Genomic DNA, 20187 nt, shown 5'->3' on the forward strand with positions numbered 1-20187 from the left:
AAAAAAAGTGTGTTCATACAAATTATGTGAACACACTTTTTTATATTCTCCCCTCTCAACTAGAACTTTAAAATGCACTTCCTCCGATTCCTTTTCTTTACTCCAAAACAAAAACGTAACTATTCCAATAGACTTACTCATGAGCTTGTTAAACAAATATTGAGAAATAAAAATTATATTTCTAAATATTGTTATTTTTGATACTATATTTTATAAGAATATTCAAAAAGCGAGGGGATTTCATGAACGTTCAACTACAAGGTAATGAACAAATTACGAAATTATTTAATGATTGGTATTTAGCTATGCTTAAACAAGATGTGTCCCAGGCGACAAACTTAAAGCATGGAATTGAGGAAAAGGAACTAAACTTTGAAGAAGATGAAGATTTAGCATTATACTATTCTCTACTAGATTTTCGTTTCAAAGTTTTAACTGATGGTTTAAGTATCACAAAAGACAGTTTCAATAAAATAGATTCTTACTCGATTTCACCTAATCACCAACTTTCTTACTATTATCATTTATTTAAAGCAATTCATGCTACTTTAACAACAAATTATAATTTAGCAAGTGAACATTATGAAAAAGCTGAGAGACTACTGGTAAATGCCACTGATGATCTAGAAAAAGGGGAATTTAATTATCGAATGGCTATTTTCTATTATCATTTTTACCAGCCAATTGAGGCTATTGAATATGCAACCAAAGCAAAAGAATTCTTCATAAAAGCTGTAGGGTATGAAAAGAATGTCGCCTCTTGTGAAAGCGTATTAGGTGCAGCATTTGTATATTTAAAACAATACGAGCAAGCAGAGGAAAAATATAATTCAGCAATCAATATTTTACAGAAACAGGGTGAAGAATCATTACTGTTAAGAGTGCGTAATAACTTAGGTTGGCTATATGCTAATCAAAACTTATCAATATTAGCTATTCGTCATCTATCTGAAGTGACAACAAAAATGCCTACACATTTTAAAGCAATTTTCTTACAAGCAAGGGAACATTCTAAACTTGGTGAAATAAATATCGCTTCAGAATTTATTAAAAAAGGATTAAAAATTTGTACAGAACTTAACAATGAAGAATATATGCTTCACTTTAAAATTTTAGAGTCCCTTAACAATAATGAATCAACTGAAGACTTAGAAAAAATTATTCTTGAAGGAATTACGTATTTCGACAAAGAATCTTTATATAACTACACTCAGGAATATTCAGAAAAGTTAGCCATTAAACTTTACGATGAAAATAACCATATAAAAGCCAGTGAGTATTTTCATAAAGCATTACAAGCAAAAGAAAAAACGTTTGAGAAAGGGGCATTAAAATGATAAAGAAAATTAGTTCTATCGTTTTAGGATTATCTGTACTAGGTATTGTATCTATTGGCCTAAATAGTTCATTTACATATCAAGCAGGCCATGCAGATTTCCCGGCACCACAAAGACCTGACTTTGTTCAATCCGTTGACACAAGTAAAGACTACACCCCAACAACAACAGCTGAAAAAACACTTTAAAAAATGAAAGACCTTCAATTAAGAAGGTCTTTTTAAATACACTTATTTAGAATGGTTCCCTTTCAAGTAAACTTTATTTTCTCATCAACTCCGCAATCCCCCTACTCCCCTCACTACCAACTTTCTCAAGTTCTTCCACAACTAATTTTCTTCTTTCTACAGAATGATTTTGACTTAACTTCGCTTTCCCTTCTATTTTACTAATCCTAATTTTAAAACCAACTATCCCTTTACTTAATCCTGCCATATAATTCGAATCTACCTCATTTAGCGAGTAGGTGCTCTCTGGATCTTCATATTTATGTACTAACTCTTGAAGAGAATCTATTCTTTCCTGTTCATCCTCAACAATTTCTAATTCACCGTATACATGCACTGCAACGTAATTCCATGTTGGTACTGCATTGTTTGTTTCATACCACGACGGCGATATATAGCTGTGGGGTCCTTGGAATATAGCAAGTACGTGTTGATTTCCACTATCTTTCCACTGTTCATTCGGACGTGCGAAGTGACCATGTAAAGTTAGAGTCTCCCTATTTAATAACAACGGCAAATGCGTTGCATATGGTTCCCCGTTATGTTGAGAAAATAACGTCGCAAAACTATTTTGTTCAATTATTTCGTACTTCATCTCTTCATCTTGTATTGCAAAATATTTTGGTATATACATAAACTCCCTCTTTTCCGCTCTTTTTTATTTTATTTCCTATTATATTTAGTAATCGCATCAATCAACAGGGACAGTTTGTCATTATTTTATAGTGGCAACTTTCAATAAAAAAGAATAGGTCGCATATACTCAATGCGACCTTAGTTTATTTCCCTCAATATATTTGTAATAAATGCCGTCTTACCTTCACTGTAACTGGATTGATTTTTCGATTCTCTTGCTAATTTTCCCTTTAAACGCCCATGTTCAATAGCAACATCTTCATGTTCACGAAGGTAATCTCGAAACGCTATATGTCTTCTTAACTCTTCGCTATTTTTGTCACACACATACAAATGATGTTCCATCCAAACTGTACTTTCCCCGTTCCATGGAACGAAAGCATCCTTTCTACCAAACGCCTCTCTCCCTTTGAAGCTCCAGTCCGCTTGATAGTAATACCCTATCGTTTCAAGTCTTTTTACTACTTCAGGAAAAATTTCGTACTCTTCTATTACTATATCAATATCTAATATTGGTTTTGCTACCAGTCCTTTAACAGATGTACTCCCAACATGCTCAATGGACAAAACAAATTCTTTTATTACATTATTAATAAGCAATTGTAATTTATAAAATTCATTTTCCCATTCGATGTTATATTCTTCGATAGTAATTCTTTGTTTCAATGTATCCCTCTCCCAAAATAATTTATAACCTTTGAATATGAGTATCTTTAAAATCCGTCTCATATTTCAATCCATATCCACACATTCGGTCCATTCCAATATGCGCTGTCCAGATTAAGCCAATCATTATAACGGTATCTATCTTAAAGTAGACACCTATTATAGCTATTACTATCGATATAATATATGTGTGAAAAATATTATAAATTTTAGCACCTACATAATTATTTATACCGTACGCTAACATGGATAAATCCGGTGCCAAAAGGAACACCAAAAATATAATCCAACTAAATTCATATATTGAATACGTATAAATCGCGGCTACGAAAACAACTAGCCCTTCAAAATGTACAATACGTTTTTGCATTCTTTACCATCCCTATTTTTCTATATTTACTGATAAATTTTCATCACTGAAAGTATTCTTTGCATTTTTTGACCAGATGGTTGCTAAAATCGGTCCGGCAATGTTATGCCATACTGCCGCTAATACACTTGGAAGTGCAGCCGCTGGTCCAAAATGTGCTGTTGCCAGCGCAACACCTAAGCCTGAATTTTGCATTCCTACTTCTATTGAAATAGCTCTTCTTGTCCCTTCGTCTAGTCTCAGTACGAACGCTGTTACATATCCGAGTAAAAAACCAAATGCATTATGGAGCATAACTGCAATAAAGATGAGAAGGCCTGAAGAAGTAATGCTACTTACATTCGCTGAAACCACCGCTGAAACTATAATGATAATTGCTACAACTGATATGAAAGGAATAACAGTCATTCCTTTCGTAACAGTTGTAGGGAAAAACTTCTTCACTACTAATCCTAAAATAATAGGTATGATAATGACTTGTATGATAGAAAGAAACATAGACATAGGATTTACTGGCATCCATTGTCCCGCAAGTAATAATAAAATAAGAGGTGTAGCCATTGGTGCTAGTAATGTTGATAATGAAGTCATTGCAATAGACAACGCTAAGTTCCCTTTTGCTAAATAAACCATAACATTTGATGCAGTGCCACCCGGTACTGAACCAAGTAACACTAATCCAGCTGCTAATTCCGCTGGTAACTTCATAACGTAGGCTAGTACGTATGCGACAAGTGGCATAATAATAAACTGAGCACATACACCGATAATAACTGGAAATGGTTTTGTAGCGATGATTTTAAAATCAACAGCCTTTAATGTTAATCCCATCCCAAACATGACAATTCCAAGTAAAATCGTTATGTAACTAGTTAATCCAAGAAATGGAGCAGGAATGAAATATGCAATAGCTGCAATACAAATAACCCAAAATGCAAAATACTTTCCAGCTATATTACTTATCGCTTCTAGTACTTTCACCCAATCATCCCCTATCCTTCAACTGAAAAACTTTATTCGGATTCAAAATGTTTTGCGGGTCAAGAGCTTTCTTTATTTTTTCCATTACAAGTAATGCCGCCCCATGTTCTACTTCTTGATACTTCCGTTTTCCAATCCCAACGCCATGTTCTCCCGTACACGTTCCACCTCGTTTAAGAGCATATAAAACGATACTTTCATTTATTTCGTCGCCCTTTTCCACTTCTTCTTTATCGTTCGGATCAATCATTAAGAGCACGTGAAAATTCCCGTCTCCTACATGACCTAGAATACCACCGACAAGACCTACTTTGTCTAATGTCTCTTTCGCATGTTGGATTGCACCAGCTAATTCTGAAATTGGTACACATACATCTGTACTCATTAGCTTTTTACCAGGATAGCTATGAACATAAGAGTATGCTAGATGATGCCGTGCATCCCATAATTTATTCCTCGCCGCAGTTTCCGTTTCAAAAGCAACTTCTTTACATTTATGATCAAAAACAATTTCCTTCGTAAATTCAATATCTTGCTTTAGCCCAGCTTCATTACCGTGAAACTCTAAAAACAGTGTAGGTTCTTCTCTGTAACTTGTTTCATTATAATGATTTACTTGTTTCATAGATAATTCATCTACAAGTTCAATTCTCGCAATTGGAATACCCGCTTGTAGTATATTAATCACAGCTTCTACTGCATCATTTATAGTTGGAAACGATGCTCTCGCAGCCATAACATGTTCTGGTATGCCGTATACTTTTAAAGTTAGCTCTGTAAAGCATCCGAGCGTCCCTTCTGATCCTACAAAAACACCATTTAAATGGTAACCTGATGATGACTTCGCTGCTAAATTTCCAGTATGTATTACTTCCCCATCAGCAAGAACGACTTCTAAATCACGAACTTGATCACGCATTACCCCGTATTTAACTGCTGTCGTTCCGCTCGCATTTGTAGCAGCCATTCCACCTAACGTTGCATCTGCTCCTGGATCTACACTAAAAAACAATCCATACTTTTTCAATTCTTTATTCAGCTGAGAGCGAGTCACTCCCGGCTGTACTCTCACAAGAAAATCTTTCTCTCTTATTTCGAGTATTTTATTCATGAGCGAAAAGTCCATTGTAATTCCTTTTTCATATGGAATGACATGTCCTTCTAAACTAGAACCTACGCCAAAAGGAACGACAGGTTTTTTATGCTCACTCGCTACTTTCATTAATCTACTAACCTCTTCAGTCGTTTTCGGAAAAACTACTACATCAGGTAAACTACTAGTATGATAAGATTCATCTTTACTATGTAACTCTCTTACTGTCGTATTCACAACTACTCGATCTTCGGGAAGTACACCCTTTAATTCATTTACTAAACGCTCTACCGTTATCTCCATCGTACACTCTCCTACTTTCTATAAATTCGAATTACAAAATATGTTAACCGTTTTATACATAATAATCCGAAAAATTAAATAATTCAAGTTTTGCATATATGTAATTCGTTTCATACTGTCGAATAAATAAAAAGAACTCGCAATAAATATTGCAAGTTCTTTTCTATAAAACTATATTTTAGATGACTTCTTTATTAACAACATAAACCAAATTAAAGTAACTGCCATCAACGAATGGGAAAACCCTACAATATACGTTAACCCTTTAAAGTCCGCCCCATTGAGCTGAAGAAGCCCTCTCGCTGCTAGCGAACCTAACATTAAAGTTAATGCAATGTTATGGAAAACAAACCACTTATTAAAACTTTTCGCTTCATGAAACGCAAATACTTTTGCTAATCCTAAAGCAATTAAAAAGAAGAAAAAACCGAGTACAAGTGTATGTGTATGCAAAAGATTTAACAAAGTAGATCCTACAATCCCCTTATACTTTCCATACTCCCTAGCGAAAATCCCTGATAATAAGCCGATAATCAAATACGTAAACGATGCATTATATAATTTTTTCATTATGTACCTCCTTGAGCAGAATGTGTAGTGTGTCATATTTAGTAATAATGATAGTTATATAGTAAAAACTCCTAGTTACCTAGGAGTCATTGTATAAGTATCTCACTCTTTACAATCAATCCTAATTATAAAATATCTCTCTATACAAAACAAACGAACTTTATGTGAACAAGTAGAGCATAATTAAAATATGTTGCACTTTTGTATTTCGCAACCCATACTAATTGTTATAACGATTAAAGGTGGTGCAATAGATTGATAGTTCTTGAAACTGAACGACTCATTCTTCGCTGGTTTGATATAAAAGACGCTCCATTTATTCTTGAATTAGTAAACGATCCTGCATGGATTCAGTTTATTGGTGATAAAAGGATTAAAAACTTAGACGATGCAAAAAAATACATCTTAAACGGACCCGTTGATATGTATAATAAAATGGGCTTTGGTCTTTACTTAGTTGAACGAAAAGAAGATCTTACTCCACTTGGTATGTGCGGTCTTATTAAAAGAGATTCATTAGAAGATGTCGATATCGGCTTTGCCTTTTTAGAGAAATTCCGTTCAAAGGGGTATGGCTTTGAATCCGCTTCTGCTGTAATAGACTACGGTGTACAGAACCTAGGTATGAAACGAATTGTAGCAATTACTACTATTGATAACATCAATTCAGGAAAGCTTTTAGAAAAAGTAGGATTGCAGTTCGAAAAGATAATTTCAGACTCAGGTGAAGATTTAAAATTGTTCGGGTATAACGCGTAAAAAAGGTCGCCATTCATGGCGACCTTTTTTACTGATTTCGGAATAATATCTTGAGTTACATTATTGTTTGCATCAATTATTACAATTACTAATGTACCTTTTAGTTTCACGATTTGGAACTTTATAGAAATAAACCCTTTACTTTCGAATTAATTATATTAATATATTAAATAAAGGAAGTGAGAATAAATGGAACAACATGATATTAATTCTTTAGAACAACCACTATTTTTTCTAGTTCTTCAATTCATTGCATGTATATTAATCATTTGTATCGTATATGGAATTTTGTATAATGTCGTATTGAATTTAAATCTACCTAAATGGACTGCACATATGGTAGCTACCGTATTTTCCATTGGTATCGCCTATCAAGCTTTTATAAATTTCATTTAATCTTTCTATAACGCATAACAAAAAGGTCGCCACTCACGGCGACCTTTTTGTCATTTCACTTCTACCGTATAATTCCCTGTTCCCCCACCATACTGATACACATGTAAATAATATTTTCCTGGATACGTGTAGTAACTTCCTACTAGCTTATTCCCTTCTTGCTGGGCATACGTAACATAATTATTTAAATCTGCTTCTGAATAAAGAACCCAGTTTACTCCGATATTATTTTCCTTCGTTACATTAATTTGTAGGTTTTTCGCCGTTTCTATATTAATTTCAAAGTAATCACTCGTGTCACCATTTCCTAAACTAGCACGTAAAACTTGATTCAATTGCAGTTTATTCGCTGTCTGGAATGAGTTATTTGGCTCTTTTTCTACACTGTTATCTTCTTTCTTTTGAACCGTTACATTCGTTGTAACCGTATTTGTTAATCCTTTGTCATCTGTTACTGTTAATTTTGCCGTATATGTTCCTTCTTTTGTATACACGTGAGTCGGATTTTGTTCATTACTTACAGTACCATCACCAAACTCCCATTTATAAGCAACAATTTTTCCATCTTCATCTTTTGATCCATCGCTTTTAAACGAAATTGCTTCATTTATATTTCCGCTATATGGACCATTTATAACCGCAACTGGTGCTTTATTCACAGTACCTTCTTCTGTATTAATACCGTGGAATACAACATCATATTCAAATTGTCCTGATGCATTTACACGATAATTTACAAAATACGCTGTTACTGTTTTATAGCCTGTCCATTCTTTTGCACTTAAACGTTTTAACGTATCATTCACGTTTTGTGTAATTGTTTTCCAGTCTTCATATTCCCCTTTTGCAGTAGTACCTGTATACGTTCCTTGTAGTGTAAATGTATTAAAGAACTGTGATTTGTTTTTCTTAACTGATACATTACTTAATTTTGCTTCTGCTGTAATTTCTGCCGCAATATCTGAAACTGGTTTTGGTGCATGAGTTGCTAAATAATCATTTGATACTAATGGAACATTATATTTCTCACGGTTATCGACTAACATTTGCATATAATCTTGATACTCTTTATTTAAATTCGCATCTTTACTTAATGCAGAACGGTATGCATCATATGCTGTTACATCATTTTTTCTAATAAGATCATGAATTTTGTCAAACATATCATATCTCTTATTGTACATGTACGATTGTAAAGCGAAGGAATAATTATAGAAATCCCACGTTCCATACTTTGCATTTAACGTTCGCTCTGCCGTATAACGTTCTGCTGGATTTGAAGATATCCCTCCTATAATACTCTTTCTCGGTACAACATTATCTGTTCTCGTTGCCCCTGCAAAAAACTCCGCATTCCCTTCTTCAAACCAAGATAATCTCTCATTCTCATACATCTTACCTTGTCCCCAAAGTCCTGGTACTTCATATCTACCTTGCAAGTAATGCGTGAACTCGTGTCGGAACAATTCTTCTAAACTATAAATACTTTCTTCTGGCGTACGCTCATAAGTAAAGAACGTACCTGTTCCTTCTATATAAAGGCCACCGTTATTCGTTTCATATCCGTATAATTGACGATTAAATTGATACTCAGCTGGACTATTATAAATAACCATCGTTAATACATCATCAGGATTTCCTTTTTCTAAAGGTTGATCACTTTCAACCGTACGATGGAATTGTGCCTTCACTTCTTTTGCTGCCCAATATAGACGTTTTACTTTTTCTTCTGTTACTTTATCTCCAGCTTTTAAAACAATTGCACCATCATCAAACGTATACGTTTTCGGCAAATACTTTTTCTTCCCATCTTCTCGTATTTGATCTAAATTAACAATATTTCCATTTGCATCTTTCCCGCCATAATTCGTCGCGATTTGCTCAGCCGCTACGAAATATTGCTCTCCTAAATACGGATACATTTTCATCGCGTCTGTTACAACTTGTAATCCTTTCGTTCCTGTACTATGGAACGTACCAAGTCTACCTGTATAATAAATACCATTATTAATTAACCAACCATTCTTCGCCGTCACCGTTCCAATTAAGGCAAAACGACTTAATTCATTAATATAGCTATCAATTTTTTGGTACCATACTGTATCTTTCGGTGCTTTTCTCGTATCGTATAAATACGATTGAATGTCGTAATCCACACCTTGCATAATATCGTAAATTGCATTTCCAGCTGATAGATTGTCTACCAATGTAGAAAAATCATCGTTATATTGTTTAAAAATCTTTGCAGCTGATGTTATCGTTTCCACATCACTCGAAGCATTTCCTATTAATTTTCCGTATGATGATACAACTCTATTTTGTTCTAACGTACCGAGTTTGAAATTCGGGTTATTCGCAATCGTTTTTAATGCAGGTAAGCATTTATCATGATAGATCCGCTCATTTAGTTTACTTAATTCTGTATGATAAAATCCTAAGTAAAATCCTGATCGTAATACCTCTACTAAAGTTTCAATCCCTTTTGAATCATCCTTCGTATAAGCTTGTCCTTGCTGCTTCAATTTATCAATAATTGCCTGCATCCTACTATCATTTTGATAGAATGCAAGGCTATCCTTATTAAATTGAAATAGACCCGTAATTTGCTCCCAATCAATTGTTACAAGTAAATCTACTAACTGCTGATTGCTTAATTGATTTAATTCAGCGATTGTATAAGTTTTCGCTGCAGCTAATTGCTTACTTTCTTTTTTCACTTCAGGCGGTCTTTGCGACAAATCAGCAAATTGTAGCCTTTTCTCAAAAGACTTATTTTCCAGCACTTTTGATGAATGGGCTAATTCTTGCACTGGTAATTGTACACCAACTGGCTCCATTTTGAGCACATTCCGATAAGAAACTTGCTCTCCCTTTGTACTTTCTGCCAATGTGCTCCCTTGGAAACTCCCTAACATTAAACTAGCAAAACTTACCCCTACTAACACTTTTTTTGAATAGCCTTTCATGCTCTCCCCTACCTTACATTTTTTAGTGTCCCGCACCATTATTTTACTATTCTTACTTTTTATTCTGTATTGAGAAAAAATAAGGGAACGTTCACACATGTATCCATGCCTAGCAAAATTAACACTTGACTTTATGTGAATTTTATATCAAAAAAAGATAGATAATAGCGAAATTCCTGCTACATCTATCTTCGTTTTCAACGCTATGATTTTAACTTTATAAACGTAACTTCCGGTAATGTTTGCATATGCTGAATAAATTCATTCTTTTCTTCTGACGATATATTTTTCAGCTGCATCCCTACCTTATAAACTATTTCTGTACCTTGCTGTAAAGCTTCTACTTCATATGAAAGTATTGGAATACCTTTCACTTGTAGCGTTTCTACTATTTGTTTTACCGCTTCATGTTTATTTATACACATCTGCACTGTTATATTTTGCGGAAATAAAAATTGCACCTTAAAAATACGACTCACAATCTCTAAACCAATTAAAACGAGAATCGTCGCTCCAATCCCTACTACATACATGCCAGCACCAATTGCTAATCCAATTCCGGCTGTAGCCCATAAACCAGCTGCTGTCGTTAATCCTTTCACCGCCTGCTTTTGTATAATAATTGTACCTGCACCTAAAAACCCTACACCACTTACAACTTGCGCTGCAATACGGCTCGGATCAAGAGCCATATGTTCCTCATTCATAATATCTGAAAAGGCATATTTTGAAACGACCATTATTAAAGCACTTCCTACCGCTACTAGGAAATGTGTTTTTAATCCCGCCTCTTTTGATCGAATTTCCCTTTCAATACCAATTATTGCTCCTAACAAACCCGCAACACCGATTCGTATAATTAGATCAACATCTACACTCACGAGTCCCTCCCCCTTTCGTTCATTATAGATAGATAAAACAAAAATTATCACACACATCTATTTATCGATATAAAAGCATTTCATTAAAATACACTTAATATCCGAGGTGATTTATGTTAATATTTTTAATATTAACATAAATTGAATTCAACCTACTTTTTATACGAAAAATCATAAACTGTACTTTCCATTTAAAAACGAGATATGGATTGCATAAAATGAGGTTGAGAAAGTTTAGAAAACGCTTTCATTTTGTATCATATTTTTTAAAAAATACTACATAAATAAAGGGGATTACCAACAATGAACGTCTCTTTACTAACACCTACTACCGATTTACAAGAAGAATACTTAGATTTTTATAAAGAATGGAAAGATAGCGGTGAAACGATGATTCCATGGGTTATCTCAAAAGATCCATCTAATTTCACGGCAATGATTCAAGAACTTCACGATGCGCATAACGGCATAACTCTTCCTGAATCTTGGGTACCAGACTCTACATATTGGCTCGTCACAGATGAAAATAAAATTGTAGGGGCTGTTAATATACGTCATAGTTTAACCGAACATTTGTTTAACGCTGGAGGTCATATTGGTTATGGCATTCGCCCTTCTGAAAGAAGAAAAGGTTTTGCTACGAAGTTATTAGAATTATCGCTAGAAAAAACGAAGGAATTAAACATCGAGAAAGTACTTGTCGTTTGCGACGAAGTGAATACTGCTTCTGAAAAAACAATTTTACATAACGGTGGGCTTCGTGATGATGATTTTACTGAAGAAGATGGAAATGTAGTAAGAAGGTTTTGGATTGAGCTATGAAGAAGTCATACAATGAAAGTAATCTTATTATAGAGAAATATAGTAGGAGTAACGAGCTAAAAGTAAAACAATTTATTGATTTATATAATGAAGACTCTTATCTATTTAACTTATTACGAGATAGTAAAACAAAATGTGCGTATGTTGCCTGCTATAAAAAAGATGTAGTAGGCATCTTTTTTACCTGGAACAGTAGCTTCCATCCATACTGCACATACTTTCGAATATATACGAACCCTTTCTATTCAGAGCTACACATAGAACAATTTTTATTAAATGAGATTCTAAAACGAGAAAACTTCAAATTACCATTACAAACCTCTATATGGGAAACATCGGCTCATTTAAAAGCCTATTATGAAGAACATAATTTTACGGAAATCCGAAGAACTTATATGCCAATATTAGACGTACGAAAAATCATCCCTATCGATACAATGCTTCATTCGGATTATGATGTACAAAGCTTATCAAATATCTTGTCCAATAATAGCTTCTTTGAAAAACTAGCTCACTTAGTAAAAACGAATTATGAGGATACTCACTTAGCAAATCCGGTTGCCTCATTCTCGCTCGAAACTTGGAAAGAACAGATCTTAGCTGATGACGCATTACTAGATGGGAGCTTTGTAATGATAGATGAAGAGAATGAAATTATTGGTTACTCTTTCCTCCATACATCAGAAAAAGCTAATACAGTAGAACTAGGATGGGGCGGGACCCACACTACAGAAAATTTACCCTTACTGAAACTTCTCGTTTTCAAACAAGCTATGTATGCAAGTAAACACGGTTATTCTTTCATTCAAGGTGAATTCGATTCAACGAGTATATATGCAATGGAAATATTAAAATCCTTTCCTTTCAATCCTTGTGCTACTTGGATTACGTATCAAAAAGAAGCCGGAAAGTGATTATACACCTTCCGACTTCTTTTATACTGTTTCTATTTCAAACTGCACTGTAATACCACTAGGATCTACTACTGTAAATCCGTTTGTACTTTCGTTTACTTTATGTTGTTTTTCTATTAATCTTTCTTTCACTTCATCTAACGCTTCTTTATGCGGTAATACAATTGTATACACTTTAAGTCCAGTTGCATGTGCAGGTGGGTGTGGATTATTTACGCCGTTCCACGTATTCGCACCTATATGGTGATGATATCCTCCTGCAGAAATGAATAAGCAGTCATCTTCGCGTTGTTGCACTTCAAACCCTACTGTCTCTACATAAAACTCATGTGACTTCTCTACATCAGCTATTCGTAAATGTACGTGCCCAACAACAGTATTAGCAGGTAATCCATCAGCCTCATAATCAACGAGTGTTGCCAATTCTTTTAAATCTAGCGGCGTACTTCCTCCTGGTCCTTCTCCCCATTGATCACGTGGACGGTCTGCGTAAATTTCAATACCATTTCCCTCTAAATCTTGTAAATAAAACGCTTCGCTATACGTATGATCACTTGCACTATTAAACCTTGAAATTGGTAAAATTTCATTAGAATATGTATAACGCCCTTCTTGTTCAGCTGGGCTATCAATTACATTCTTATTACGAATCACCCCAAATAATGCCGAAGCAAAAGCTTCACGAGTCGGAACTAAAAAGGCTACATGATATATACCAGTCGTACGCGGCTCTTGCAGTACCCCGTCCTCTAACTTTTCAAGAACAAGTAACGTGTTCTTTCCACCTTTTCCTGATAAATATGCTTTATTCGCCTCTTGTTTAATTACTTCTAAGCCTACTACATTCTCATAAAAAGCAATTTGGCGCTCTAAATCTTGCACTTTAAATTCAACATGACCAATACGTGTTTTCGGATGAATTTGTACCATGAATAACTCCATCTCCTTATCCCAATATTTTCCCATTACATATTACCGTTACTTTGAAGGATACAACTAAAATCATCCTATGTAAATAAGAAAAGTCAGAATTTATACACATTTTTTATTTTCATAATAAAAAAGTCACCTCTTCTAACTTTCAGAAAAGGTGACTTTATAATTCTTATTTCATTTTATGTACTTCAGCAACTAACTTTCCGCCCTGAATGCCCATATAAAGCTTCACAGGTGCATCATTCGTGTTTTCAAACACTAAGTCTAAGTATGGATATGCAATTGTAGCATCTCTTCCTTGTGGAACGTAACCAACCGTTTTAGAATGTGTCGTTCTTTCTACCATTTTCAAACCCGCTTGATCTGCTGCATTGTATAATGTTGATGATGTTTGACAAACACCACCGCCGTATCCATCTACTAATTTACCATCTACAATTTCTTTTCCTAGTTGATATCCTTTATCTGGCGTTGTATCACCAATTAATGCATTGAAAGAGAAACTGTCTCCTTTTGCTAACACAACTCCATTTATGCTCGCTGCTGACAAACGAATATTCTCAATACGGCCACCTGCTGAGCCACCTAAATTCGTTTCATATCTACCAATTACCGTACCACTTCCTTGCGCATCACTTAATGTTGCGATAGGCTTTTTCTCAACAATAGGTAATTGATATGAAGAATCCCACATACCAACGTTTAATAATTTATTTACTAACTCTTTTTCCATTAATTCAAAAGAAGGCTTTCCTTCTTGCCAACTTCCGTCAGGTGCTAAACGTGAAGGAACCATCTTTTTGTCAACGTTTTTACCAACTTCCTTAGCAACCTTCTCTACCGATTTTTTAAATTTCGCTTCATCTTCAAAATAGCCTAGACTCGATAAATCTAACTTTTTCACTTCCGTACCAGTTCGACCATCAACTAAACTAATAGAATCCTGTACTTCTGCTTTAGCCTCTACTGTGTGACCACCAATGTCACTTACTAATGCAACATCACTTACTTTTGTGCCACAACCACTCACTACAGCTACACATAACACCCCAACTAATATACCCTTTACTTTACGGAACAATATACTCTCCCCTTTTTCCAAACATTACTTTTATGTATTATTTCATTTTTATGTATGTTTTGTTACAATCATTTTACAATATATTTATAAATTGTTACAAGTTATTTTTTACTCTATATAAATTACCCTTTTCTTTTCCAAATGTCTATACATATTTACTTAAAAGTTTGAGTTTGATAGAATTGTAACCTTTATGTAACCTCTCCCTATTATCCAGTATATACCATAAAACAAACAGAGTACAAATGTAAAACCTCCATATTCTTATTTATAAAGAAACATCCTGTAAACATAAATAGGTATTTGCCGTGCCACACTCCGCTTTTGCACATACATTATGGTGAATTAACCTATTTTAAAGAAATGGAGGATGTTTTTATGTACCCCTACAATCCATACGATCCATATAACCAAAATGGTTATCAGCCTCAATATGATTTACAAGCACAATACCAACAATATATAGATCCAGCAGAACAAGTTAATCCATATGATCAAAACCGACAATTCCAACTTCCAATCTCTTTTCCTGGTGCTGGAAACCGTCAATTAGAAAGACGAGTAAATGAACTTGAACAAAGAGTACGTCAATTAGAAAACACGGTTGAGCGTCATACACGTAGATTAAATCGCTTAAACCAGCGTTTACGTACAATAGAAAACAGACTAAACATTCCATTTTCAGCATTAGAAGACGGATTTTAATTTCGAAAATAAAAAATATATAAGGAAGGGGCTCCCCCTTCCTTTATATAAATTGACGAAAGTTTTTTCCATCTCTATACTGATAAGAGTTAATGAAATGAAACAAGGTGATAAATATGGATTTTGAAATAAATTATCTTTCCTTTTATGTTGTACAAGTAGAAGGAAAAGGCGAAGCTGTTGATAAACGCTACAAACATTTTCAAACATTAGATGCTGAAGAATATGAAGATAGCTCCTTAAAAGAATTTTTGAATGGTGAATTATTAAAAATTTCAAAGCGAAAAGTAGAACGTCATGCGAAAACAGAACAAGCTCCGACAAAGATTGGTCGCTTCATTGTAGAAGAAGGACACGAACTTGATTCAAACCCTCATTACAACCTATTTAATCGCATTCGCTTTGCAGAAACTAAGGAAAACTTCAAAGATATGAGCGAACCTCTCGTTTATACATATCTTGACACAAGTGCTGTACGCGGTGGTGTATTTTTAATTGCGCAAGCAAAACTACGCAAATACTTTGATGATCCATTCGTTTTCGTTATGAAATGTGACTTTGAACCGAAAGTTGCTTCAATTTCAGATGAATCTACACTCATTCGTAACGTTGAAATGGCCATCACAACAAAAAACATGAAATCTATCCAATATCCGTACATGCCTGAAGAAGGTATGGTGGAAGTGGGCGAATTAAAAATTCACCAAGCATCACACGCCCGCTACTTTGAAGACTTCTTAAAATTCGTCGAGTACGAACGCTCTATGCCTGAAATTATGAAAACACAAGTAATGGACATGGTATATGACCAAATTGAAGATGTATTTGAAGAAGGTACGGAAGAACGCGAACAATTCGACCAAGCAATGGAAGTATGGGCTGCTAGTCCGAAACGCGAAATTATGGAACAATTTTCAACCGAAGAAGTAATGGAAGCTACCGCTCAAATCGTCGAGCACGCCCCTGAAGTGGAACTAAAGCTAAAAGCAGACCATATCTCTGTAAAGGCCCTGCTTGCTGATTTCGGGGATCAAATACATATCGCAAAGGTAAATGACCGATACGTATTAATGATTGAGGCTGATACACTTACGTTTGAGAAAGGCTTCTCTCCAATTGAGTTTCTGAAGCCGGACGAGTTGCAAGATGTGATTGAGCGGATTGAGAATAAGCAGCAGTATTCTTATGATCCGAACGGGATTGAATAAACCCTTCCATATAACTACTTTTACCGAGCGCTGTTAACAAGCGCTCTTTTATTTGGGACATAGTTGACAGTTATCTAAAAAAAACGATTCTACCAAGAATCGTTTTTTTTAGATAACAAAATATGTTTATTTTTGATTTAAGATGACATTTGTTGCAGGATTAAGTAGATTCCTTCCTTGTTGTACAAGGGTATTTCCATTAGAGTAGTCACTATGTATGTTGTTAAAATGAAAATTTCACTTTACTACCTCAAATTTATTGTACTCGTAAAAAGATAATTGAAAACGATATTCTGGATGCTCTCTTACCCAATCGTAAGCTTCTTCTAAAATATCCATTTTGTTTTGTAAGTCATTCAGTTCACTACATTCGTCCCTTTTCTGTTTGCACAGAGGACAGAATCCATTCACTATTTCGGCACTCGTCGCCCTAATAGTTTTACTTTCTAAGTCAACTACTAGATGAAGGAGAAGAGAATGCCCTTCTTTTGTAGTCACTGTCATTTCAGCAATTTCATCCTCATTCCAAAAGACTCCATTTAATTCCATCTGTACGGCGACATCTTTAATATCCAAGTCTATCACTAGCACACCTCCCTTGTATAAAACTCATATTTTACTCTTCGATTTTAATCTTTAATACACCACGTTTTAAAGATATATTAAGCTTTTTCCAGTTCTTCTTCTTTGCTATAAAAGGAAGTGTAATTAGTGCTAATAGTGTAGTAAATATTAGCCCAAAAACTAAGACAGTTAAAATGTTAAAGATCGCTTCCGTTTAACTCTACCCTCTTTCATTACTATGGGCTCTTATTAATATATTTTTAAATTTTTTACCACATCTTAATTTTCAAAGCAATTATAACGGCCCAATCACTACAAATCCATTCCTATTTAATATGAATACTTTATTTATCCCTCAACACAATGACGTAAAATTTATGTAGATAGAAGTAGAGGAGAATGTCATTTAACCTCTACATTCTCCTCCATCTCAGCCAAATGCCTAATCTGCCTTTCCGCCTTTCTAACCGCCGTAGGAAAATGCTTTTTCAATAGTTCTATTGTAGATTCACTTATATAGTATCTTTCCGTTATATTTTCCCACGTGTCACTACTTTCAAATGCACTCCAAACGAAAGGACGCTCTGTATTTTTTCTCATTTCTTTAAATACCCATTTTCGCATCTTTTTTTTCGCTTTTTCTGTTAGTTTTCCGTTCTCTACAAGTTCAAGTTCACCGTGTCTTTTGTACCGTTTATGAATATCTCTCTCGCTATATACTTTAAGAAGTATCTTGGCTGTATTCTCAGCATCTGCTAAAGCTCGGTGTTGCTTCCCTTCCCACGTTAAACCGAGCTGTTCTACTGCAAATTGTAAACTTGGTGTATGCTCAAATAGTTCTTCATACGCTTGGAAAACAAATTTCTGTAAATCAAATTTCCTCTCTTTTTCCATACATGGGCATTCTACACCGTGTAACGTACAATCATGAGATAGAAAACGATAATCTTCTCTTCCCCATGAAACAAATAGAGAGTCTTCTCCGATAAACTGAATAAATTTCTCTATAATTTGCGGGAATTTCTCCACACCAATTAAATCTTCCTTTGTAATTCCCGTTAATTTTGTCGTATGCCGAGTAAGACGTGCACTCGGTTTTACTAACTCTGAAAATTCTCCAATTACCTTCATTGTACTTGCTTCTATTTTTACAGCCCCGATATCAACTATCTCTGACGGATCGTCTGATTTATACGGCCTGAAATTTCTCTCTATATCAAACACTATAAAATGTGTAGCGTTTTCCAATTTATTTACCTCTTTCTACATTCCTTTTCACACACATACTCTATTTTCAGTATTTATTTATTCATTCATGCACTTTATACATGAAATACTTCGTCTAAAAAACGAAAATTCAATCTCATTATGCTATGTACATGGGAGGCTATTCAATAAAAAATGCAAAAAAAAAGAAGGGCAAGCCCTTCTTTTTTCCATAATTACTTCTTGTTAACGTTTGTAGCTTGAGGTCCACGGTTACCTTGTTCTACTTCGAAAGTAACTTCTTGACCTTCTTCTAAAGTTTTGAAGCCGTCGCCTTGGATAGCTGAGAAATGAACGAATACGTCTTCTCCGCCTTCAACTTCGATGAAACCGAAACCTTTTTCTGAGTTAAACCATTTTACTTTACCGTTTTGCATGAAAAAAATCCTCCTACAATGTACCTATATGTACATATTCATTTTCAACCACTTTACAATAATACTTCAGACATTAAAAAACTGCAACCCCAGAGGAGATTTAACATTGCTATCCTCCTCGGAAGTTACAGCTCATTTAAATCTCTATATTATTAAAAGTAAAATGGTTTAGATATAATATATCATATCACTATAATAAAAGCAAAGTTTTTTTTTACTAAATAACTTTTTTCTTCCACTGCATCGCTTTTGATTCACCTGATCCAGCTACAACATAGCCCTCTTTTTGATTAACGATGCGCCAGCCATGCCCTTTAACTGAGTCACATACTTTAACAATTCCTTCTTCTAGAAGCACACGACAAACCGTACTAATCCCTGCCTTATTTTGCGTTGATGTTGTATATAGCACATGTTGATCTACACTTAAGGCTAAATAGCTACTTGCTTTCTGCTCACTTTGACATGTGTGCCAATATGTTTTTTCACTCTCAATACTTTCATCTATTTTACAAAAAGAAATATTCCCGCTAATCCCCTTGCACGATCCACTGGCTGCTACTATGTAAGAATTGTGTAAAGTCAACGCTGAGATCATCTGATTCATCACAATCTTAATCCTCTTTAATTTACGTGTCTCCAAATTAAAGAGCCAAACACCACCATATTTAGCATGTATTTTCGTACCGATAAATAAGTAATGTTTATATAAAAATAACGATCGAATAGATGGTGCCCCGCCACCATACTCAAGAAATGGATGAATGGTTTCCCATGTCGAACCAAAATCATTCGAATGATACAACGTTTTATCTCCATGAGCAATGACAGTTCCTTGTACATTACTACACACATTCCAACTCGTTGCTTTTGTTGGAAAACGCTGCACCGTCCAGTTCTCTCCACCATTCATACTACGAATAAAAATCCCTTCGTCCCCTACACCATACACTACATTATCTTCGCTATGTAAATCCCTAATTCGTTTTTGAAAACCATTTAAAATTTGTTTCCATTCTCCGTCTTGTTCAATAAACAAGCCATTATATGTAGTAGCTAACATAAGTTTTCCATCTCTTAATTTTGTAATAGCGGTAGCACTTAACATCTTCTCCACGTTGACACTTCC

The 20187-nt window shown here is 34.7% G+C and carries 22 protein-coding genes; 8 read left to right on the forward strand and 14 right to left on the reverse strand.

The features are described 5' to 3' along the window. Positions 1-242: 242 nt before the first annotated feature. Together MR113_RS17475 and MR113_RS17480 are read left to right on the forward strand one after the other, a co-directional pair. Positions 243-1337, forward strand: coding sequence for a response regulator aspartate phosphatase (locus tag MR113_RS17475; protein WP_242255802.1), 1095 nt, complete (start codon positions 243-245; stop codon positions 1335-1337). Further along, positions 1334-1525, forward strand: coding sequence for a Phr family secreted Rap phosphatase inhibitor (locus MR113_RS17480; protein ID WP_242255804.1), 192 nt, complete (start codon positions 1334-1336; stop codon positions 1523-1525). The genes MR113_RS17475 and MR113_RS17480 overlap by 4 nt, the downstream gene beginning before the upstream one ends. A gap of 73 nt (positions 1526-1598) precedes the next feature. Here MR113_RS17480 and MR113_RS17485 read toward each other — a convergent pair whose 3' ends face one another. The 6 genes from MR113_RS17485 to MR113_RS17510 all read right to left on the reverse strand — a co-directional run bounded on the left by MR113_RS17485 (position 1599) and on the right by MR113_RS17510 (position 6183). Then, complete coding sequence (locus MR113_RS17485) at positions 1599-2198, reverse strand: FMN-binding negative transcriptional regulator (protein ID WP_242255807.1); 600 nt, start codon at positions 2196-2198, stop codon at positions 1599-1601. Between the two features lie 140 nt (positions 2199-2338). Further along, positions 2339-2866 carry a GrpB family protein gene (locus MR113_RS17490; protein WP_242255808.1) on the reverse strand — a complete coding sequence of 176 codons (528 nt, stop codon included), beginning with the start codon at positions 2864-2866 and terminating at the stop codon, positions 2339-2341. A gap of 22 nt (positions 2867-2888) precedes the next feature. Beyond that, the gene (locus MR113_RS17495) at positions 2889-3236 is read right to left on the reverse strand and encodes a DUF4260 domain-containing protein (RefSeq protein WP_242255810.1); all 348 of its coding nucleotides are present in this window, start codon (positions 3234-3236) and stop codon (positions 2889-2891) included. 12 nt (positions 3237-3248) lie between these two features. Then, positions 3249-4217 carry a bile acid:sodium symporter family protein gene (locus tag MR113_RS17500; RefSeq protein WP_242255812.1) on the reverse strand — a complete coding sequence of 323 codons (969 nt, stop codon included), beginning with the start codon at positions 4215-4217 and terminating at the stop codon, positions 3249-3251. A gap of 4 nt (positions 4218-4221) precedes the next feature. Beyond that, a complete protein-coding gene (locus tag MR113_RS17505) occupies positions 4222-5613 on the reverse strand; it encodes an FAD-binding oxidoreductase (RefSeq protein WP_242255814.1) in 1392 nt (463 codons plus the stop codon). Between the two features lie 171 nt (positions 5614-5784). Continuing rightward, complete coding sequence (locus tag MR113_RS17510) at positions 5785-6183, reverse strand: DUF2871 family protein (protein ID WP_242255815.1); 399 nt, start codon at positions 6181-6183, stop codon at positions 5785-5787. A gap of 255 nt (positions 6184-6438) precedes the next feature. Here MR113_RS17510 and MR113_RS17515 point away from each other — a divergent pair, with 255 nt between their 5' ends. Both MR113_RS17515 and MR113_RS17520 read left to right on the forward strand, forming a co-directional pair. Then, on the forward strand, positions 6439-6942 hold the full coding sequence (locus MR113_RS17515; protein WP_088029371.1) for a GNAT family N-acetyltransferase: 504 nt from the start codon (positions 6439-6441) through the stop codon (positions 6940-6942). Positions 6943-7131: 189 nt separating this feature from the next. After that, positions 7132-7338 (forward strand): hypothetical protein, encoded by a 207-nt coding sequence (locus tag MR113_RS17520; protein ID WP_242255817.1) that lies wholly within the window; start codon positions 7132-7134, stop codon positions 7336-7338. A 50-nt stretch (positions 7339-7388) separates the two neighbouring features. Here MR113_RS17520 and colA read toward each other — a convergent pair whose 3' ends face one another. Next, positions 7389-10304 carry a collagenase ColA gene (gene colA, locus MR113_RS17525; RefSeq protein ID WP_242255819.1) on the reverse strand — a complete coding sequence of 972 codons (2916 nt, stop codon included), beginning with the start codon at positions 10302-10304 and terminating at the stop codon, positions 7389-7391. Between the two features lie 203 nt (positions 10305-10507). Next, positions 10508-11185, reverse strand: coding sequence for an MgtC/SapB family protein (locus MR113_RS17530; RefSeq protein ID WP_242255821.1), 678 nt, complete (start codon positions 11183-11185; stop codon positions 10508-10510). A 303-nt stretch (positions 11186-11488) separates the two neighbouring features. Here MR113_RS17530 and MR113_RS17535 point away from each other — a divergent pair, with 303 nt between their 5' ends. Continuing rightward, positions 11489-12007, forward strand: coding sequence for a GNAT family N-acetyltransferase (locus MR113_RS17535; RefSeq protein WP_242255823.1), 519 nt, complete (start codon positions 11489-11491; stop codon positions 12005-12007). Next, positions 12004-12921 (forward strand): GNAT family acetyltransferase, encoded by a 918-nt coding sequence (locus tag MR113_RS17540; protein ID WP_242255825.1) that lies wholly within the window; start codon positions 12004-12006, stop codon positions 12919-12921. Before MR113_RS17535 ends, MR113_RS17540 begins: the two co-directional genes overlap by 4 nt. Positions 12922-12942: 21 nt before the next feature. Here MR113_RS17540 and MR113_RS17545 read toward each other — a convergent pair whose 3' ends face one another. Next, positions 12943-13851, reverse strand: a complete 909-nt coding sequence (locus MR113_RS17545) for a VOC family protein (RefSeq protein ID WP_242255827.1) — start codon at positions 13849-13851, stop codon at positions 12943-12945. Positions 13852-14026: 175 nt separating this feature from the next. Then, the gene (locus MR113_RS17550; protein WP_242255829.1) at positions 14027-14938 is read right to left on the reverse strand and encodes a VanW family protein; all 912 of its coding nucleotides are present in this window, start codon (positions 14936-14938) and stop codon (positions 14027-14029) included. 363 nt (positions 14939-15301) lie between these two features. Here MR113_RS17550 and MR113_RS17555 point away from each other — a divergent pair, with 363 nt between their 5' ends. Both MR113_RS17555 and MR113_RS17560 read left to right on the forward strand, forming a co-directional pair. Then, positions 15302-15643, forward strand: coding sequence for a hypothetical protein (locus MR113_RS17555; protein ID WP_002022967.1), 342 nt, complete (start codon positions 15302-15304; stop codon positions 15641-15643). Between the two features lie 116 nt (positions 15644-15759). Beyond that, the gene (locus tag MR113_RS17560) at positions 15760-16851 is read left to right on the forward strand and encodes a DUF3900 domain-containing protein (protein ID WP_000345047.1); all 1092 of its coding nucleotides are present in this window, start codon (positions 15760-15762) and stop codon (positions 16849-16851) included. Between the two features lie 237 nt (positions 16852-17088). Here the strand turns inward: MR113_RS17560 and MR113_RS17565 are convergent, their stop codons facing one another. The 4 genes from MR113_RS17565 to MR113_RS17580 form a co-directional block, all read right to left on the reverse strand. After that, positions 17089-17436: a hypothetical protein gene (locus MR113_RS17565; protein ID WP_242255831.1), complete on the reverse strand. Its 348-nt coding sequence runs from the start codon at positions 17434-17436 to the stop codon at positions 17089-17091. 381 nt (positions 17437-17817) lie between these two features. Then, on the reverse strand, positions 17818-18663 hold the full coding sequence (locus MR113_RS17570; RefSeq protein ID WP_242255833.1) for an exonuclease: 846 nt from the start codon (positions 18661-18663) through the stop codon (positions 17818-17820). 194 nt (positions 18664-18857) lie between these two features. After that, positions 18858-19058, reverse strand: a complete 201-nt coding sequence (cspB, locus tag MR113_RS17575; RefSeq protein WP_001179148.1) for a cold shock-like protein CspB — start codon at positions 19056-19058, stop codon at positions 18858-18860. Between the two features lie 217 nt (positions 19059-19275). Further along, positions 19276-20175 (reverse strand): WD40/YVTN/BNR-like repeat-containing protein, encoded by a 900-nt coding sequence (locus tag MR113_RS17580; protein ID WP_242255835.1) that lies wholly within the window; start codon positions 20173-20175, stop codon positions 19276-19278. Between the last annotated feature and the right edge of the window lie 12 nt (positions 20176-20187).

This window comes from Bacillus cereus group sp. BfR-BA-01379, assembly GCF_022663605.1.
Taxonomy (GTDB): Bacteria; Bacillota; Bacilli; order Bacillales; family Bacillaceae_G; genus Bacillus_A; species Bacillus_A mobilis.

What these genes read in the sequence shown, in the direction of transcription:
- MR113_RS17540 (WP_242255825.1), top strand. Translation starts at nt 12,004, where the DNA reads ATGAAGAAGTCATACAATGAAAGTAATCTTATTATAGAGAAATATAGT.
- MR113_RS17545 (WP_242255827.1), bottom strand. Translation starts at nt 13,851, where the DNA reads ATGGTACAAATTCATCCGAAAACACGTATTGGTCATGTTGAATTTAAA.
- MR113_RS17485 (WP_242255807.1), bottom strand. Translation starts at nt 2,198, where the DNA reads ATGTATATACCAAAATATTTTGCAATACAAGATGAAGAGATGAAGTAC.
- MR113_RS17475 (WP_242255802.1), top strand. Translation starts at nt 243, where the DNA reads ATGAACGTTCAACTACAAGGTAATGAACAAATTACGAAATTATTTAAT.
- colA (WP_242255819.1), bottom strand. Translation starts at nt 10,304, where the DNA reads ATGAAAGGCTATTCAAAAAAAGTGTTAGTAGGGGTAAGTTTTGCTAGT.
- MR113_RS17510 (WP_242255815.1), bottom strand. Translation starts at nt 6,183, where the DNA reads ATGAAAAAATTATATAATGCATCGTTTACGTATTTGATTATCGGCTTA.
- MR113_RS17520 (WP_242255817.1), top strand. Translation starts at nt 7,132, where the DNA reads ATGGAACAACATGATATTAATTCTTTAGAACAACCACTATTTTTTCTA.
- MR113_RS17560 (WP_000345047.1), top strand. Translation starts at nt 15,760, where the DNA reads ATGGATTTTGAAATAAATTATCTTTCCTTTTATGTTGTACAAGTAGAA.
- MR113_RS17495 (WP_242255810.1), bottom strand. Translation starts at nt 3,236, where the DNA reads ATGCAAAAACGTATTGTACATTTTGAAGGGCTAGTTGTTTTCGTAGCC.
- MR113_RS17555 (WP_002022967.1), top strand. Translation starts at nt 15,302, where the DNA reads ATGGAGGATGTTTTTATGTACCCCTACAATCCATACGATCCATATAAC.
- MR113_RS17535 (WP_242255823.1), top strand. Translation starts at nt 11,489, where the DNA reads ATGAACGTCTCTTTACTAACACCTACTACCGATTTACAAGAAGAATAC.
- MR113_RS17480 (WP_242255804.1), top strand. Translation starts at nt 1,334, where the DNA reads ATGATAAAGAAAATTAGTTCTATCGTTTTAGGATTATCTGTACTAGGT.
- MR113_RS17505 (WP_242255814.1), bottom strand. Translation starts at nt 5,613, where the DNA reads ATGGAGATAACGGTAGAGCGTTTAGTAAATGAATTAAAGGGTGTACTT.
- cspB (WP_001179148.1), bottom strand. Translation starts at nt 19,058, where the DNA reads ATGCAAAACGGTAAAGTAAAATGGTTTAACTCAGAAAAAGGTTTCGGT.